Consider the following 16,794-nt stretch of genomic DNA (forward strand, 5'->3'; position numbering starts at 1 on the left):
TTTGGCCATTTCGGGCTTCGCACGTCGTCAAATCCACACGTCGTTCGAAAACGAAAGAAACTAATCCATTTTGCCTTCTCACCTCCATGTCCCCCGCTCGATTCGAATGTCCGAAACGATTTCCGAAAAGCGCCGGCTCGCGGCTAATAGCGCACGTCGACGACCACGCTGTCCGTATACGTGCCGACGGCGGGCGTTTGCTGATCCGAATAGATCCGCGCGGTATACGGGAACTGCTGTGCCGCCTGGCCGTCGGCCGCCGCGCCGCTGCCGGCGCGGTTCGTCGACTGTCCCCACACCACACCGCCGCCCGTGCCGAAAATGTCGTACTGCAGGCGGTTCGCGCCGTTCGCCATCTGCCGGCGGCCGCTCGCATGCGGGTTCGCGCCGCTGCTCAGGCCGACCGTGTAGACCATCCCTTTCGTGCAGGTGAGCGACACGCTGCCCGTCACGGGCGCGAAGCCGGCGACTGTCGGCGCGGCGCCGAAGTTCACGTCGGGCGCGGCGATCACGCAATCGTTGGTCACGGTGATCGTCACCGGCACGACCGCCGTGCCCGAGCCCTGGTCGCGGCCGAGACAGATGCCGAGAATGCCGATCCCGCTGCAGTAATTCCAGGTCCATGAGATCGTCAGCGTGTCGGTGTACGTGCCCGCCGCGACGTTGCTGCCCTGGATCGTCCGGAAATATAGCGGCAGCGTCTGCGCGGGACCGCCGAAGATCCCGAGCAGGTTCAGCAGTTGCCCGCTCGCCCAGTTGTAAGTCACGCCGAAGTCGAGCTTGATCGAGTAGTTCTGGTCGGCGAACGTCGAGTACGGCACCGAGTCGCCCGTCGAGCCGACGAGCTTGCCGCCGTTCGCCGACGTGATCGTCGCGTTGATCTTGTCGCCGATCACGAAGAGGCCGAGCAGCGCGCCCGAGCATGACAGACCGCTGCTCGTCGTCGAAGTCGACTGCGGCTGGCTCGCGACGACGAACGACGTGACCGTGCCGAACGACGCGGGCGCCGCGCTCACGACCGAGCACGACGCGTGCGCGTGCAGCGCCGCGAAGGGACTGAGCGCGAGCGCCGCCGCGGTGCGCACGAAGAAATTGCAGAATGGCTTCATCGAGAATCCCTGTCGTTATTCGCCGCACGCGAGCGGACCGATGCGGCTCATCTGCGCCGCGCCGACGTCGGCGTCGAACGTCGCGCGGCACGTGCGGCCGTCCGGCGTCGTGACGCGCAGGTGATTGACCGCGGACAATCCTTCGAGATAAGTCTCGCCTTGCCAGCCGACGAGCGCGGTCTGGCCGCTCTCCTCGTGCAGCACGCGCGAGCCGATCCCGAGCGGCCGCCCCGCGGCGTCGACGAGCGCGATTTGCGCCGAGACGACCCGCTGGATCGGAAACGTGACGAGCGCGCCGCCGTGATCGCGCACGGCAACGCGCTTCTCGACGACCGGCACGCGCACGTTGCTCGGCAGATCGAGCGGATCGATCTCGTACTTGCCCGCGTAGTACGACGGCGCCCACGGCACGAGCAGGTGGCCGCCGCCGTCGGTCTTGCCGACGAGTTGATTCTCGTAGCGCACCGGCACGCCCTTGCGGCCTTGCGTGTCGATCAGCACGAACGCGTCGTCGACGCGGTTCGCGGGCAGCATCGCGCCGTCCATCACGACGACCGAACCCTGCACCTCGCCCCAGCGCGCATAGCCGCGTCCCGCGCCATAACCGTACGCGCCGCCCTGCACCTGGAAGTAGCGGTTGCGCCACGTCGCGTCCGCCTGCTGATAGTGGGAGCCGCCGCCCGCGTATGCGAGGTTCCAGCCGAAGCCGCCGTCGCTCGGCACGCTGCGGCTGTATTGCGCGCGCTCGCTTACGCCGTTGTTCTCGTCGCGCGCGACCGAGCCCGTCACGACGCCCTTGTCGCCGAGCGGCACGATCAGTTGCACTTGCGCGGCGAGCCCGTGGTCGCCGATCGTCTTGTTGACCGACGCGTAGATCGTCGCGCGCCGGAAGATCGGCCGCGTGTACGACAGGTTCGCGATCCGCGTGCGCGAGCCGTCCGCGCCGCGCACGTCGAAGTAGCCGGCGCCGAGCGTGCCGCCGATCGCGCCGAGATTCAGCGCGCCCGTCGCTTGCGTGCTGTTGCGCACGAGCCGATACGTGACGTCGGACGGCAGATCGTAGACCGACAGGTCGCGAAACCCGCCGGTGCGCTGGATCCGCTGCAGCGCCACGCTGAACCGCTGCGACGAATAGCTGTAGCCGAACGCGTACTGCTGACCCGAGGTGCCCGCGAGGCTGCTTTGCGTCGCCGCGAAGTTGAGCACGCCGAACATGCCGACGCCGACGTCGAGCCCGAGGCCGCCGAGCGCGAAGCGTTCGCCGCCTTCCGCGTGGCCTTCGATCGTCAGGTAATCGGTGAGACCGTAGCGCGCGGTGCCCGACGCCGCGAGCTTGCCGTACGAGAACGAGCGGATTCCGTAGTCGCGCCGCATCGCGCCGACCGACAGCGAATAATCGGACAGCCCCTTCCGCAGCAGCGTGTTCGCGACGTAGAACGGAATCGTCGTCGCGACCTGGCGGCCGAGCGCGTCGGTGGTCACGACGGTCGCCTCGCCCGCGCCGTTGATAAACGGCACGTTGTTCAGCGTGAACGGCCCGGGATTGACCTGCCCCGTCGTCGTCTTGCTGCCGTTGATGAACAGATCGACGGCGGTCGGCACCGCGGCTTGGCCCGAGAACTGCGGCAGCGGATACGTGACGATGTCGGGCCGCACCTTGAAGTCGCGCTCGACCGACACGCCGCCCAAGCGCACCGCGCTGCTCCACGACAGCGCGCCCGTGATCACGTCGCCCGCCGTGTACGTGAGCATCCGGTCCTGGTCCGAGTAGCGCCAGGACGTGTCGTAGCGCAGATAGCGGTTGCTCGCGACGCCGCCGCTGCCGCCGTAATCGCGCCGGTAAACGCCCGTGTTCGTCACCGTGCCCCATGTGTCGAAGAGCCGCGCTTCGGTCCACGCGGACGTGTAGCTCGTGCCGAGCGTCGGCGAATTCGCGTAGACGTCGTAATTGAACAGAAGCCCGAAGCTCACGGCTGCGGGCGTGCGGTCGTACAGCCGCCGCGAGCCGACCGCCTGCTGCGGCAGCCAGTCGGGCGGCACGGTCAGCTTCAGACGCTGATCGGCGCTCTCATATTCCGCCTGCACGCCGTCGAGCCTGGACAGGTCGACGAGCGCGTCCGGATCGGCGTTCATGCGCACCGACGCCTGCGCGAGGTCGCCTGCGCGCGCATAGTAGACACCCTCGCGATAGCGGATCGGCACGATCCGCCCCGTCGACAGCTCGTTGACGACGAGCTCGAGGTACAGCGTGCCGTGCGTCGCCGCGCCGCCGGCGGGCGGCGGCGCTCGGCCGAAGCTGTCCGCGAGCGTCATCGGCTCGCCCGCCCGCGCGTCCCCCGCCGCCGCGAACGCAATTCCCACCGCCCACGCCGCTGCGCGCCGTCGCGGCAGTCTTCTCGTTCCGTGTTCGTTGTACCGCTTCAAGGCATTTCCCCGTCGCGACGTCGTCGCTTGTGTCGTGATGCGGATTACCGGTTCGAAGCGGCGCCGTCCACGTCGATTGCGAGGTCGGCCACGCCGTTGACGGTGGCGACCAGCTTGGAATTGGAATTGACCGTCAGGCCGTCGGGCAGCGCCCAGCGCATCTGCGCGCCAGGCAGCACGTAGCCGAGCAGACCGCGCGCGAAGTCGGCGCGCGCACCGTTCGATTCGAATGCCGCGTGCGTGATCCGCGCGTGCACGGGGCCGCGGTTCGACACGACGAGCCACCGCTTGCCGCCGCCGTTCGCGACGTGCCAGCGGAGCGCCGGCCGCCCCGCCGTCGCCGGGTCGCGGCGCTTGTCCGGGTTCTCCTTCGTCCACAGGCCGCCGCCGTAGACGAAGAGCGGCACCGAGTAGTGCATCTGGAACTTGACGCCGAGCGACGCCTCGTTCGCCGAGTTCTGCGCGTCGTCGTCCGGCTGCGGGATCTCGTCGATCAGCACGCGGTACGCTTCCTCGGTGCCGGGCGCGACGTCCGCGAGGCGCGTCAGCCGGATGAGCTGGCGCTTGCCGGGCGGCACGGTCGCCATCGGCGGGCTGCCCGCGATGCGCGGCTGGTTTTCGTCGTAGACATCCTCGCCGTTCGCTTCGCGCCAGCCGAGCACACGCACCTGCAGCGTCACCGGCCGGCGATCGCGGTTCTCGAGCCACAGCGCCGCCGCGCGCTGGTCGCTCTCGATCACGGGATCGATCGGCCAGATCATCACGGACGCCGCCGCATGCGCGTGCTGCACGGCGAACGACGCCGCGGACGCCGCGCACAGCAGCGCGCGGCGCAGCATACGGCCGGCGCGCGCTGGCGTGCCAGGCGATCTCGATACATTCATGACGGATTCCTGATTGATTAGTAACTGAGCGTGACCTGCGCGGTGTCCGTGTAAGTGCCGGCGGGCGCGTTGCCGCCCGGCAACGTCAATGCGCCATAGATCGGCAGCGTGACCGTCCCGGACACGGGCAGCGACACCGCCTGCCCGATCGCGATCGCCCGCGTGCGCCCGGGATCCGAATACAGCCGATAGGCAACGCGTGCGCCGCCGCTCGCCAGATTGCGCTGCGTGTTGCCCGCGCTTGGGTTCGCGCCGCCGTCGATCGTCATCTTCAGCGTCGAGCCGGGCGAGCATTCGATCTGCAGCGCGCCGCCGCCGACCGCCGCAATCGCCTGCCCTGTCGCCACGGCCGGATGCGCGCCGAAGTCGAGCGTGCCGAAGTTCAGGCCGCTCGTCGGCCCGCCGCCTGCGACGCCGCAGCCCGCGACGATCTGCGCGCTGACCGTGAAGGCCTGGGTTCTGGGCAACAGCGTGTCGGCCCGGCCGGGAGCCGGCAGCAACGCGACGCACAGCAGAAAAACCACTCGTTGTAAGGTCGACATGACGAACGGAAATCTGGGATCGCCTCGCGGCTCGCTTGCGCGCGGGCCGCGAGGCCGGACTGAACGGATTCGGCGCGCGCGCTTACCAGCCGAGCGTGACGTTCAGCACGTCGGTGTACGTGCCCGCGGCGAGCGCCGACGAGCTCGTCTTGTTGACGACGCCGAAAAGCGGCAGCGCGAACGCGGAGCCCGGCGTCGGCACCGACACCGATTGCGGCGTGCCCGCGACGTACTGCTGCGAGTGGCCCGCGTCCGCATAGACTTCGTACGGCACGAAGCTGCCGCCGTTTGCGAGCGCACGCGTGCCCGTGCCGACCGTCGCGCCCTTCGACGCGTTCTGGCCGCCGTCGATCGTCACCTGGATCGACGTAACGTCCGGCGAGCACGTGACTTGCGTCGTCGTCGAGCCGCCGCCGTTTGCCGCACTGGCGAGCTGGCCCGTGAAGCCGCTCGGCTGCGTGCCGAAGTCGAGCGTGCCGAAGTTCGTCGCGCTGACCGAGCCGCCGCCCGTATCGACCGCGCAGCCCGTCGTCAGCACGAGTTGCGAGTTGACCGTCCCCGTGAGCGGGCTGGTTTGCGCCTGCGCGCCTGCACAAGCGGACAAGCAGGCGACAGCCGCCCAAACTTTCCAGTGAGCCTTCATATAGTTTCCTTCCGTGTGGTGAAAATGAACTGTTGCTGCTTACCTGCCCGGATCACCAGTCGAGCGTGATCCCGAGCAAATCCTCGTAAGTCCCCGACGGCAGCGCGCGCGTCATGCCGTTGACGACGCCGAAGAGCGGCAGCGTCACGTCGTCCTGTCGCCCGTCGACGAAAAACGACTGCGGCAAAAGCGGCACGTACGGCACGCTGCGCGCCGCGTCGCGGTATACGTTGTACGGAATCCGGCCGACGACGCGCCCGTCCGCGCCGCGCTTGACCAGATAGCGGGTCGACTGGTCGCCGTTGCGACCGCTGTCGATGGACACCAGAAAGCCGCTGACGTCCGGGCTGCACACGATGCGCACCGCACCGTTCGACGTCGCGCGGCCATCGGCCGTGAGGTAGTCGGACCAGAGCGGTCCCTGCGTGCCGAATTCCAGCCGGCCCAAATCCACGCTTCCGGCAACGCCCGCGACCTCGCATCCGCGGCTGACTTGCAAATTCACCTGCATCGTGCCGGTCAGCTGCCCGGCCGAGACAGCCGCGAAAAACAACATGAATGCCGCCCCGCTCACCCTCTGCACCACACGCTTGCGCATTTCGCTCTCCACACGATCGCCCGTTGATCTCTTTGTTGTGTTTCGATGGCCCAATCGCCGCGCGCAGCGGCCCCGTCGCCTCGCGCGCGCCATGCGTGACCGACGCTTGCCGCCCGGCCCGCGCCGCGATTGCTGCGGACGAGCACGGGCGAACGGCTGCGCATCGCGCACCGCCGCCGCGGGAGGCAAAGTCGGAAATCAGATTCGGTCGACCCGGTTTTTAATTGGTTGCGGTCGACTAGATTGGTCTACTCGATTGCAGCTATCTCAGAATCGCGCTCCGATTCCATCGAAAATATAATCGAATAGATGATGAATGGTCATCGTAATTGTTACTATCAGAATAATCCGATTTTCTGAAAATTTGACAATATTTAAAGATTCTTTCCGGCCGTCAGAATGACCGTTTGAAACACGATCGGCGCAGCCGCAGCTCGCACTGATCCGGCACCGGCGCTGCATTACGCGACCGAAAGCGGGAAAATCGAAACGGGATTCATGCGGCTGGAACAGTCGGATTCCGTCATCCCGAACGAATGATCTCGATAAATGGCGTGTGCGCGTAGATTAATAATTTCGATGTTAATGAATTATTCGACCATTCAATTTCACCATGCCGACGACACTTGCCATAAGTGTCTTATGCCGGCGTCATCTCATTAATTAAAATGTCAAATTCCCCTTTAATCGCGACACATAAGATAATTCGAATATTTCGACATCCGGATGATTGATGCCGATCGCATGCGACATGTAACGCAATGGCGTCGCCGACAGGTCACACATGTGTTCCGTCGAACGGCCGCGCCGCACGCCCGAGCGTCAGCTCGCCTGGAACTGCGGCAGCAGCTCCGCGAACCGGTCGGCGAGCGTCCGGCGCGAGCGCTTCGGCCAGATCGCCGTCAACGGAAATTCAGGCAGCGCCTGTCCGTCGGCGACCGTACTGAAATCGACGCCCTCGAACGTCAGCGTCCGGATCGACGACGGCAGCAGCGACACGCCGCAGCCCGCCGCGACACAGGCGATCACGGTCAGCGTGCGGTTCGCGTCCAGCACGACCTCGATCGGATGCCCCGCCAGCCGAAACGCACTGAGAATCGCCGCGCGTATCGACGGCAACTGCTCGTGCGGGAACCAGATGAGTCCGGCGCGCGACAGTTCCCGCAGCGTGATCGTGCCGTCCGGCTGTCGGGGAAACGACTTCGGAATCACAGCGATCAGCGGATCGCGGCGAATCAGCTTTTCGTTGACCGGACCACCGATCGCGACGGGCGTATGGAGAATCCCGATGTCGATCTCGCCGCGCTCGAGCGCGACGACCTGCTCCGCATTGCTCATCTCGCGCATCACGAGATCGACGCGCGGCGCGGCCGCACGCAGCGCGCATACCGCGGACGGCAGCGTGCCGAACAGCGCGGCCGACACGAATCCGATGCTGAGCCGCCCGGCTCGCTGCGCACCGATCTCGCTCGCGCGGCGCGCGGCGGCGTCCATCCGCGCGAGGCTCAGGCGAATGTCGTCGACGATCGCTTCGCCGGCCGTCGTCAGCGTCGCACCGCGTCTCGAACGATCGAACAGCTTTACGCCGAGCTCCCGCTCCATTTTCGTCAGCGCATGACTGAGCGCGGGTTGCGCGACGCCCAAGCGGATCGCCGCGTGGGTCAGGCTGCCGGTGTCGGCGATGGCCAGGAAATAACGAAGATGCTTGGATTCCATAATCACGCAGCTCGATGAGTCTCCGCTTCGATCGTCGCGCCGTCGCATCGCCGAATCGACATACAGACTTCGCGAATACACGATTTCATTCTGCCCTCATTCAAAATAGACGAACTCGCCGCCCGATTTCCAACGCCCAACTATTCAACCAATCGAAACGACTTGATCGATCGTTTCGCAAGACCACTCAAGCCATATCGAATCGGACATACGACGACGCAAGCAAATCCACATAGGCCTTGACGGGCATTCCCACTTGCAAGATCGACGCCGCAACGGAATCCGTAATCATAATTTTCTTTTATCAATAACGCTTGGATTCGTGATGCATATGTCGTTTACCCATCGATAAAATATGGCGATATGATGCGGGCTTTTTCCCAATCTTTTAAAGCGACATCATTCTGGAGAGCGTGAGTGAGCTGGTACAAAGAAATATCGCCCGTGGAAAGACGCACATTCAAAGGATGTTTTTCCGGATGGGCGCTCGACGGCGTCGACACGCAGATGTTCAGCCTCGTCATTCCTGCCTTGCTCACGTCATGGGGTATCGGCAAAGGGCAAGCGGGCTTGATCGGCGGCGCGACGCTCGCCGCAGGCGCGATCGGCGGACTGCTCGCCGGCGCGATCGCCGATCGCTTCGGCCGGGTGCGCGCGCTGCAGATCACCGTGTGCTGGTTCTCGCTGTTCACGTTCCTGAGCGCATTCGCGCAGAACTTCGAGCAATTGCTGGTGCTGAAGGCGCTGCAAGGGATCGGCTTCGGCGGCGAATGGACGGCGGGCGCGGTGCTGTTGAGCGAAACGGTTCGTGCGCAGCACCGCGGCAAGGCGATGGGTATCGTCCAGAGCGCGTGGGGCTTCGGCTGGGGCGGCGCCGTGCTGCTCTACACGCTGATCTTCTCGTGGCTGCCGCCCGAATGGGCGTGGCGCGTGCTGTTCGCGATCGGCGTGCTGCCCGCCCTCCTCGTGCTGTACATCCGGCGCGCCATTCCGGAGCCGGCGCGCGACGATACGCGCACGGCGGCGGCAGCGGCGGCGCCCGTGCAGCCGGCCAAGAGCATCTTCGATCCGTCGGTGCTCAGGATGACGATCGTCGGCGGCCTGATCGGCGTCGGCGCGCACGGCGGCTACCACGCGATCACGACCTGGCTGCCGACTTACCTGAAGACCGAGCGCCACCTGTCCGTGCTCGGCACCGGCGCCTATCTCGCCGTGATCATCGTCGCGTTCATCATCGGATGCATGACGAGCGCGTACTTGCAGGACCGCATCGGCCGTCGCCGGAACCTGATGCTGTTCTCCGCCTGCTGCGTCGTGACGGTCAATCTGTACGTGCTGCTGCCGCTCAACAACGTCGCGATGCTGCTGCTCGGCTTCCCGCTCGGCTTCTTCGCGGCCGGCATCCCGGCCACGCTCGGCGCGCTCTTCAACGAACTCTATCCGAGGAATGTGCGCGGACGCGGCGTCGGCTTCTGCTACAACTTCGGACGCGTCGCGTCGGCGATTTTCCCGGTGCTCGTCGGGCACATGGGCACGTCGATGCCGCTCGGCCTCGCACTCGGCATCGACGCGGGCATCGCTTACGGGCTCGTGTTCGTCGCCGTCTGGTTCCTGCCCGAGACGCGCGCGCGCGATTTCCAGGCGTCGCAGCCCGAGTCCCGGATCCGCGAAGCGGCGCTGTAGGAGTCGACCGGCATTTTCAGGCGTCCGTCATTTCGTGGATTTCTCATGGATCAGGCATCGAACGATCCGGCAGTCGAAACGACGGGCCGCACCGCCGCCACTCGCGCGCACGACGCGTGCGATCCGCTGATCGACGCGTGGTACGGGGACGGCGCCGCACCGATCGAAGCCGTCGATTCGCACGCGCACGTGTTCTTGCGAAGCCTGCCGCGCATTCCGTCCGCGCGGCACTCGCCGGAGTATGACGCGACGCTCGAATCGTACGTCGCTCATCTGAACGCGTGCGGAATCACGCACGCGGTGCTCGTGCAGCCGAGCTTTCTCGGTACCGACAATCACTTCTTCGTCGACGTGCTCGCGCGCTATCCGCAGCGCTTTCGCGGCGTCGCGGTCGTGAATCCGGGTACTGCCGAAGACGAATTCGCGCGGCTCGAAGCAACGGACGTGGTCGGCATCCGCCTGAATCTCGTCGGCTCGCCGATTCCGGATTTCACCTCGCCCCGCTGGCGCGCGCTGCTCGCGCGGGCGAACGCGCTCGGCTGGCATGTCGAAGTGCACCGGGACGCGGCCGACCTCCCCGCGATCATTCCAGCGCTGCTCGACCAGTCTTGCCGCGTCGTCGTCGATCATTTCGGGCGGCCGGCGCCGCATCTCGGCACGCGCGATCCAGGCTTCCGGTTTCTTCTGTCGATCGCCGGCACCGGACAAGTGTGGGTCAAGCTGTCCGCCGCGTATCGCAACATCGATTCCGGAGACGGCACTGCATTCGGCACGCGTGCGGCCTGCGAGCTGCTCGGCGCATTTCCGCCGCATCGTCTCGTCTGGGGCAGCGATTGGCCGCACACGCAGCATCGCGATCGAACCGATTTCCGCACGACGCGCTCGGCGCTCGATGACTGGGTCCCCGACCCATCGCAACGGCGCATCATTCTCTGCGACTCGGCGCGCGCGCTGTTTCGCTTCGATCGATGACGACTTCGTTCGGGGCATCGATGCATCACGTCGTGCACATCCGATGTATGTCAGAAATTTATGAATAACTAAATTCGATCCGCTGGATTGCATCGACACCGGCCGTTAGAATTTTGTCATCCAAATGACGATCTTCCGAGTCCCTGTCCGACGGGCTTCGCGCTCGAGCGGATGTCGAATCGGCGTGCCATCGCGAGGACATCGGGCATCGCCAATGGATACCGGTTTTTCATCTCCGCAAGCAGACCAGGCCGACGCTTCGCCTGCTTGCAGTACGCCGCCGTTTGACCGCGGACGGCAGCGCGATCGACGCCGAAGCACGGTCGCATTTTTCGTTTTACTCGCCGATCGCCGCGTCGGATTTCGTCTGTTTTCGATCGGCGGCCGACTTATCGTCATTCGTCAATCACACACAACCATGCATTTGCCAGCCGATACGGGACGCGATCGAATCCCGACCGGCAAGGGAGCAATTTTTCGATGGAAACTTATCTCGACCTTCTGGCTGAACGAGAAGCCCTGATGATCAAACTGGACGCCGCCCGCACGGAAGCGCGAAGCACGGCGCTGTCCGAAGTGAAGCGAATCGTCGAGGAATTCGAGTTCACGACGCAGGAGGTGTTCGGACGTGCAGGCGCGTTGCGCCGTCGCGGCAAGCTCAAGCCGAAGTACCGCGATCCGAAAACCGGCGCGACGTGGAGCGGCCGCGGCCGCCCGCCGTCGTGGATCGCCGGGAAGGATCGCGCAGCGTTCGTCGTGTGACGCCGGTTCCGCTTCGCGTCGGACGACAACGTTTGCTTGCGCCATGGGCGCTACGCACAAGCGACAAGAAAGCCCGCACCGCTCGTTCGAGCCGTGTGGGCTTTTTCATTGCCGCTATCCGTTAGCGCACGCGACCGGCTGCTGCGTTGTTCGCCGTTTGTGTCGGGAATCGCGCACCGAGACGGGAAACGATCTGCCATCGGTCGCTCACCTGATCCACGCGTATCGAAGCCGATGCCCGAACGACCGGGCGGCCATGATCGAATCATGTCCGCCCGGGTTGTTTCATCGTGCGGATGCACGCGAAATTCGACGGACTCTGCTGTGCGTGCAGCGCGGCCGCCGTTTCGCATGACGCGCCATCACGACTGAGCAACAAACGATCCTGTTATCGAGCCGCCGGCGATGCGCAACGGCATCCGCCTGTCAGAAAGCCGGATGGCACTCGAACGCGAGTTGTGCGTGCGCTTGAGGCCCGCTGCCGCGATCGACCGATTCCCGCTTCATGCTCGCTTGCATCCCGCGCTGCGCGCAGTAGCTCGTCGCTTCGTTAACGGCCCGCTCGTGCGCGCGGGCCCACGACAGCAGAATGCCGCGCGAGCTCGAATCGACGGTGTAGACGTTCGGCTTTTCGGTCGCGCTGATGTCGGATGCGCTTGAACACGCGGCCAGCAGCAGCCCGCTGACCACGATCGATAAGGACGACGATTTGAGAACGCGTAGTTTCAATTTCGAAAGCGTGCTCTTCGAGCAGACTGGGAACAATGGGACACGCGAAAGTATGCCCGGCTCTTCGCGATAGATCATTGCCCTCACGCTTAACAGTCCGTTTCACTAACGCAAACAATGTGTGTCGCATACGCGGGACTCTGTCCGCGCTTCCCGGTTGAGCGCCACGCCGCACGCGGCGTCGTCGAGCGACGCATCCGACCCTCCCTCGCTGTCCGCAACCATGCGCGCACGCCGCCGTCCGCCGCGCAGCGGAAGTCTGGCGACGCCGCAGCCCAAGACGTGGGAAGGCTCGCGTGTCCGCACGACGCATGTGAGCCACGCCCTCCCTCCATAGGCATCGCCTATGCCGGACAGAGGAAACTCGTCCTACCGCATTGTCCGCGGGACCGCGAAAATAATCGTATCGGGCGGCGCATCGCCGAGACATCCCCGAGAACATGAAAGCATCGACGTATCGGCGAGTCCCGATCGGCCCCGCGCTCCTCGCCGCCGTTGCGGCGTCTGGCGCACGGTCAAGGTCAAGGTCAAAAGTCACGGTCGCGCAAGCCCGGCCCGATGCTCGCTCTTTGGACCTTGATCGTCCGCACCACGGACGCACTCCGACGCATCTCCTTATCCGTACGCCATGGACTTCTTCAGTCCGAACACGACCCAAACGACGCTGCACGGCCACGCCGGCCGGATCGAGGCGTTCGTCGACGCGCCGCCCGGCGACGCGCGCGGCATCGTCGTCGTCACTCATCCTCATCCGCTGCAAGGCGGCAATGCCGAGCACAAGATTCCTCGCGCGCTCGCCCGTGTGTTTCAGTTGCACGGCTGGCTCGCGATCCGGCCGAATTTCCGCGGCGTCGGCAGCAGCGAAGGCGCGCATGACTCAGGCCACGGCGAAACCGACGACACGCTCGCGATCGTCGAAGCGATGCGTCGCGAGCATCCGGGCAAGCCTTTCGCGCTCGCCGGCTTTTCGTTCGGCGCGTTCGTTCAGGCGCGGGTCGCGCGGACGCTGACCGACGCCGGCGCGCCGCCCGCCTGCGCGGTGCTCGCCGGCGTTCCGTTCGGCACCGTGCAACGCGAGCGTCGATACGACACGCCCGCGGTGCCGGGCGACACGCTCGTCGTTCACGGCGAAACGGATGCGGTCGTCGCACTCGCGAGCGTGATGGAATGGGCGCGTCCGCAGCGGCTTCCGGTCGTCGTCGTGCCGGGCGCGAATCATTTCTTCACCGGCTGTCTCGGCACGTTCGCGTCGATCGTCGAGCGGCACGTCGCGTCGTTGCGATAGCGCCGCCACGGCAGGTGTGACGGGCGATCGTTTGCGGACGGTTCGGAAAACGCGTCTCCGACGCGCGTCATCTTCGCGACCTTCGGCTCGGCTCGATGATTTCGTCCGGACCGTCGACGCCGCCCGACTTCGCCGTTCGACGTGCGCACGCGCGCGGTCACGCTGCGCTTCCGTCGAACGCGGCGTGCGGAGCGAAGCACATGCGACGCATCGATTGCGCGAATGTCCACCCTTTTCAGGATCGCGAATCAAACCCGTGCGTCCTGCACGGCCTCGGCGATTGCGCGCGCCGCGCGCCGCGCCCCCGATCAGCCGTCACGCGGGCGGCTCGGCGCGCGGACGCAGCGAGATGCCCGCCCACACGCCACTGTCCGCGAGCTCCGCGATCAGCTCGACGATCGTCTCGCGCACCGCGAGCGCAGCCGAGCTCACGGGCGACGTGTTCGACCAGCACAAGCTCGCCGGACGCCGTATCTCAGGCTCGACGATGCGGCGCATCTTCGGCCGGTTCGCCGCATCGCGCAACGCGAGCGCCGACGCGGGAAGAATCGTGCAAGCGGCGCCCGATTGCGCGATCGACAGCAGCGTCGGCAGCGAATCGATGTCGGCGACGATGTTGAGCGGCACCTCCTCGCGCGCGAAGATCCGCTCGAGCAAGAGTCGCAGCCCGTTCGACACGCTCGGCGCGACGAGCGGCACGCCCGTGAGCGCGGCGAACGCACAGGTGCGGGCGCGCGGCGACACGGCGCCGCCCGGCTCGCCGAGCAGGTACAGCGCCTCGTCGAGCACGGGCATCGCTGTGATGCCCGTCGTGTTGGATTCGCGGAACAGGATTGCAAGATCGAGCCGGCCGTTCGCGAGCAGCTCGTTGATGTAACCGCTCATGCTCTCGAAGAACTGCAGACGAATACCCGGATAGCGCGCGCGGACGCGCTCGAACACCGGCATCGCGAGCACTGACGCCATCGTCGTCGGAAAACCGACGGCGACCGTCCCCGATTCCGCGCCCGCGCCTTCGCGCACCTCCTGCCGCAGCTGATCCATCTGCCGCAGCACGAGCCGCGCATGACGATACAGCGCCTGCCCCGCCGCCGTCGGCTTCACGCCTTGCGGACTGCGCACGAGCAGCGCGACGCCGAGATCGTCCTCGAGCTTCGCGACCTGCTGGCTCAGCGACGGCTGCGCGATGTACAGTTTCTCCGCCGCTTTGCCGAGGCTGCCGTACTCGACGATGCTGACGAAATAGCGAAGCTGACGGACGTCCATGGCAAGGCCGGTCGATCGAAAAGCCATAGGATACGCCTATGTCAGGCACATTCAATTGGTATTTCCCGCGCGACGCCGGTTCACCTAAAGTCGTCTCCATCCTATTCCAAGCAGCCCGGCCCGCCCGGCGATGGAGACGACAATGCACGCTACACCCGCGGACCGCCGCGACGACGCGGTCCGGATCGTCACCGACCTCATTTCCCCCGCTCCCGCCGCCGCGCTCGCCGCGACGCTCGACCGCGACGCGCCCCCGCGCATCGGCGACGCGCTACCGCCGATCTGGCACTGGGCGTACTTCTGGACAGCCGCGCGACAATCCGGACTCGGCCCCGACGGCCACCGGCGCACGGGCGGCTTCCTGCCCGATCTCGGCCTGCCGCGCCGGATGGCGGCAGGCGGCCGCCTGCGCTTTCTCGCGCCGCTCGCGATCGGCGATACCGCGACGCGTACGTCGCGCGTCGCGTCGCTCACGCACAAGGACGGACACAGCGGCCGGCTCGCGTTCGTCACGGTCGAGCACGTGATCGAGTCGAACAGCGCGACCGTCATCCACGAAGCGCAGGACATCGTCTATCGCGAGCCCGCCGAACCGGGCGCGCCGCTGCCGCCGCCGAAAGCACCGCCCTACGGCGCGCAGTGGCAACGCGAGATCGCGCCGACCGAGGCGCTCCTCTTTCGCTATTCGGCGCTGACCTTCAACGGCCATCGCATCCATTACGACCGATCCTATGCGCAGCAGGCGGAAGGCTATCCGGACCTCGTCGTTCACGGCCCGCTGATCGCGACGCTGCTGCTCGATCTCGTGTCGCACGCCATGCCGGAGGCTGTCGTCGTCGACTACGCATACCGGGCCGTGCGGCCGACGTTCTTCGGTCACGCGTTCACGCTGTGCGGCCGCCTCGCGCCCGACGGCAGCTCGGTCGAACTGTGGGCAAAAGATCACGACGGCTGGCTGACGATGTCCGCCCGCGCGTCGCTCGCCCGATAACGTCAAACGTCGCCCCGAACACTCATGAATCACGTCATCGATTCCTATCAAGACATCCGCGAAGCGGTCCGCGATCTCTGCAGTCAGTTCCCCGCCGAGTATTTCCGCAAGGTCGATGAAGCGCGCGGCTACCCCGAAGCATTCGTCGACGCGCTGACGAAAGCCGGCTGGCTCGCCGCGCTGATCCCGCAGGAATACGGCGGCTCGGGCCTCGGGCTCACCGAAGCGTCGGTCATCATGGAAGAGATCAACCGCTCGGGCGGCAATTCCGGCGCATGCCACGGCCAGATGTACAACATGGGCACGCTGCTGCGCCACGGCTCCGCCGAGCAGAAGCAGCGCTATCTGCCGCGCATCGCGTCCGGCGAGCTGCGGCTCCAGTCGATGGGCGTCACCGAGCCGACGACGGGCACCGACACGACGAAGATCAAGACGACGGCCGCACGGCGCGGCGACCGCTACGTCGTGAACGGCCAGAAGGTTTGGATCTCGCGGATTCAGCACTCCGATCTGATGATCCTGCTCGCGCGCACAATGCCGTTGTCGGACGTGAAGAAGAAGAGCGAAGGCATGTCGATCTTTCTCGTCGATCTGCACGATGCGATCGGCAAGGGCATGACGGTTCGTCCGATCCCGAACATGGTGAATCACGAGACCAGCGAGCTGTTCTTCGACAACCTCGAGATTCCCGCCGAGAACCTGATCGGAGCAGAAGGCCAGGGCTTCAAGTACATCCTCGACGGGCTGAATGCGGAACGCACGCTGATCGCGGCCGAGTGCATCGGCGACGGCTACTGGTTCATCGACAAGGTGTCGCAATACGTGAAGGATCGCGTCGTGTTCGGCCGCCCGATCGGCCAGAACCAGGGCGTGCAGTTCCCGATCGCGCGCGCGTACGTGAACATCGAGGCGGCGAGCCTGATGCGCTATCGCGCGTGCGCGCTGTTCGACGCGCAAGAGCCCTGCGGCGCGCAAGCGAACATGGCGAAGCTGCTCGCCGCGGATGCGTCGTGGGAAGCCGCGAACGCATGCCTGCAATTTCACGGCGGCTTCGGCTTCGCGTGCGAATACGACGTCGAGCGCAAGTTCCGCGAAACGCGCCTGTACCAGGTCGCGCCGATCTCGACGAACCTGATCCTGTCGCACGTGGCCGAGCACATCCTCGGTCTGCCGCGCTCGTTCTGACGGAG

General features: G+C 65.8%; 16 protein-coding genes. 7 read left to right on the forward strand and 9 right to left on the reverse strand.

Features of this window, described 5'->3' with window-relative positions:
- Window positions 1–143: 143 nt before the first annotated feature.
- The 7 genes from WS70_RS11315 to WS70_RS11360 all read right to left on the reverse strand — a co-directional run bounded on the left by WS70_RS11315 (window position 144) and on the right by WS70_RS11360 (window position 7,916).
- Window positions 144–1,109, reverse strand: coding sequence for a Csu type fimbrial protein (locus tag WS70_RS11315; RefSeq protein WP_059597823.1), 966 nt, complete (start codon window positions 1,107–1,109; stop codon window positions 144–146).
- Between the two features lie 15 nt (window positions 1,110–1,124).
- Window positions 1,125–3,533 carry a fimbria/pilus outer membrane usher protein gene (locus tag WS70_RS11320; RefSeq protein ID WP_059597824.1) on the reverse strand — a complete coding sequence of 803 codons (2,409 nt, stop codon included), beginning with the start codon at window positions 3,531–3,533 and terminating at the stop codon, window positions 1,125–1,127.
- A gap of 44 nt (window positions 3,534–3,577) precedes the next feature.
- Complete coding sequence (locus tag WS70_RS11325) at window positions 3,578–4,417, reverse strand: fimbrial biogenesis chaperone (RefSeq protein WP_059597825.1); 840 nt, start codon at window positions 4,415–4,417, stop codon at window positions 3,578–3,580.
- A 17-nt stretch (window positions 4,418–4,434) separates the two neighbouring features.
- Window positions 4,435–4,959, reverse strand: a complete 525-nt coding sequence (locus WS70_RS11330) for a Csu type fimbrial protein (RefSeq protein WP_059597826.1) — start codon at window positions 4,957–4,959, stop codon at window positions 4,435–4,437.
- An 82-nt stretch (window positions 4,960–5,041) separates the two neighbouring features.
- A complete protein-coding gene (locus WS70_RS11335) occupies window positions 5,042–5,602 on the reverse strand; it encodes a Csu type fimbrial protein (RefSeq protein ID WP_059474120.1) in 561 nt (186 codons plus the stop codon).
- 52 nt (window positions 5,603–5,654) lie between these two features.
- Window positions 5,655–6,200: a Csu type fimbrial protein gene (locus WS70_RS11340; protein WP_059474204.1), complete on the reverse strand. Its 546-nt coding sequence runs from the start codon at window positions 6,198–6,200 to the stop codon at window positions 5,655–5,657.
- Between the two features lie 822 nt (window positions 6,201–7,022).
- Window positions 7,023–7,916, reverse strand: a complete 894-nt coding sequence (locus tag WS70_RS11360) for a LysR family transcriptional regulator (protein ID WP_059597827.1) — start codon at window positions 7,914–7,916, stop codon at window positions 7,023–7,025.
- 444 nt (window positions 7,917–8,360) lie between these two features.
- Here WS70_RS11360 and WS70_RS11365 point away from each other — a divergent pair, with 444 nt between their 5' ends.
- The 4 genes from WS70_RS11365 to WS70_RS11380 all read left to right on the forward strand — a co-directional run bounded on the left by WS70_RS11365 (window position 8,361) and on the right by WS70_RS11380 (window position 11,333).
- A complete protein-coding gene (locus tag WS70_RS11365) occupies window positions 8,361–9,599 on the forward strand; it encodes an MFS transporter (protein WP_059474118.1) in 1,239 nt (412 codons plus the stop codon).
- A 45-nt stretch (window positions 9,600–9,644) separates the two neighbouring features.
- Window positions 9,645–10,571, forward strand: coding sequence for an amidohydrolase family protein (locus WS70_RS11370; protein WP_059597828.1), 927 nt, complete (start codon window positions 9,645–9,647; stop codon window positions 10,569–10,571).
- Window positions 10,572–10,785: 214 nt separating this feature from the next.
- Window positions 10,786–11,094 (forward strand): hypothetical protein, encoded by a 309-nt coding sequence (locus WS70_RS11375; protein WP_226382854.1) that lies wholly within the window; start codon window positions 10,786–10,788, stop codon window positions 11,092–11,094.
- Window positions 11,052–11,333, forward strand: a complete 282-nt coding sequence (locus WS70_RS11380; protein ID WP_059474116.1) for an H-NS histone family protein — start codon at window positions 11,052–11,054, stop codon at window positions 11,331–11,333. The genes WS70_RS11375 and WS70_RS11380 overlap by 43 nt, the downstream gene beginning before the upstream one ends.
- 426 nt (window positions 11,334–11,759) lie before the next feature.
- Here the strand turns inward: WS70_RS11380 and WS70_RS11385 are convergent, their stop codons facing one another.
- Entirely contained in the window at window positions 11,760–12,023 is a 264-nt protein-coding gene (locus WS70_RS11385; RefSeq protein WP_059597829.1) for a hypothetical protein, read from the reverse strand.
- Window positions 12,024–12,690: 667 nt separating this feature from the next.
- On the opposite strand from WS70_RS11385, the gene WS70_RS11390 reads away from it, so the two are divergent.
- Window positions 12,691–13,347: an alpha/beta hydrolase gene (locus WS70_RS11390; RefSeq protein ID WP_059474114.1), complete on the forward strand. Its 657-nt coding sequence runs from the start codon at window positions 12,691–12,693 to the stop codon at window positions 13,345–13,347.
- A 315-nt stretch (window positions 13,348–13,662) separates the two neighbouring features.
- Here WS70_RS11390 and WS70_RS11395 read toward each other — a convergent pair whose 3' ends face one another.
- Window positions 13,663–14,613, reverse strand: coding sequence for a LysR substrate-binding domain-containing protein (locus tag WS70_RS11395; protein ID WP_059597830.1), 951 nt, complete (start codon window positions 14,611–14,613; stop codon window positions 13,663–13,665).
- A gap of 142 nt (window positions 14,614–14,755) precedes the next feature.
- On the opposite strand from WS70_RS11395, the gene WS70_RS11400 reads away from it, so the two are divergent.
- Window positions 14,756–15,604, forward strand: coding sequence for an HTD2 family dehydratase (locus WS70_RS11400; protein WP_059597851.1), 849 nt, complete (start codon window positions 14,756–14,758; stop codon window positions 15,602–15,604).
- Between the two features lie 24 nt (window positions 15,605–15,628).
- Window positions 15,629–16,789 carry an acyl-CoA dehydrogenase family protein gene (locus WS70_RS11405; protein ID WP_059474111.1) on the forward strand — a complete coding sequence of 387 codons (1,161 nt, stop codon included), beginning with the start codon at window positions 15,629–15,631 and terminating at the stop codon, window positions 16,787–16,789.
- The last annotated feature ends 5 nt before the right edge of the window (window positions 16,790–16,794 follow it).

It is taken from the genome of Burkholderia mayonis, from assembly GCF_001523745.2.
GTDB lineage: Bacteria > Pseudomonadota > Gammaproteobacteria > Burkholderiales > Burkholderiaceae > Burkholderia > Burkholderia mayonis.

Excerpts from the sequence above, each read along its gene's own strand:
- WS70_RS11315 (WP_059597823.1), bottom strand. The coding sequence starts at position 1,109 with ATGAAGCCATTCTGCAATTTCTTCGTGCGCACCGCGGCGGCGCTCGCG.
- WS70_RS11325 (WP_059597825.1), bottom strand. The coding sequence starts at position 4,417 with ATGAATGTATCGAGATCGCCTGGCACGCCAGCGCGCGCCGGCCGTATG.
- WS70_RS11330 (WP_059597826.1), bottom strand. The coding sequence starts at position 4,959 with ATGTCGACCTTACAACGAGTGGTTTTTCTGCTGTGCGTCGCGTTGCTG.
- WS70_RS11335 (WP_059474120.1), bottom strand. The coding sequence starts at position 5,602 with ATGAAGGCTCACTGGAAAGTTTGGGCGGCTGTCGCCTGCTTGTCCGCT.
- WS70_RS11340 (WP_059474204.1), bottom strand. The coding sequence starts at position 6,200 with ATGCGCAAGCGTGTGGTGCAGAGGGTGAGCGGGGCGGCATTCATGTTG.
- WS70_RS11360 (WP_059597827.1), bottom strand. The coding sequence starts at position 7,916 with ATGGAATCCAAGCATCTTCGTTATTTCCTGGCCATCGCCGACACCGGC.
- WS70_RS11370 (WP_059597828.1), top strand. The coding sequence starts at position 9,645 with ATGGATCAGGCATCGAACGATCCGGCAGTCGAAACGACGGGCCGCACC.
- WS70_RS11375 (WP_226382854.1), top strand. The coding sequence starts at position 10,786 with ATGGATACCGGTTTTTCATCTCCGCAAGCAGACCAGGCCGACGCTTCG.
- WS70_RS11380 (WP_059474116.1), top strand. The coding sequence starts at position 11,052 with ATGGAAACTTATCTCGACCTTCTGGCTGAACGAGAAGCCCTGATGATC.
- WS70_RS11390 (WP_059474114.1), top strand. The coding sequence starts at position 12,691 with ATGGACTTCTTCAGTCCGAACACGACCCAAACGACGCTGCACGGCCAC.
- WS70_RS11395 (WP_059597830.1), bottom strand. The coding sequence starts at position 14,613 with ATGGACGTCCGTCAGCTTCGCTATTTCGTCAGCATCGTCGAGTACGGC.
- WS70_RS11400 (WP_059597851.1), top strand. The coding sequence starts at position 14,756 with ATGCACGCTACACCCGCGGACCGCCGCGACGACGCGGTCCGGATCGTC.
- WS70_RS11405 (WP_059474111.1), top strand. The coding sequence starts at position 15,629 with ATGAATCACGTCATCGATTCCTATCAAGACATCCGCGAAGCGGTCCGC.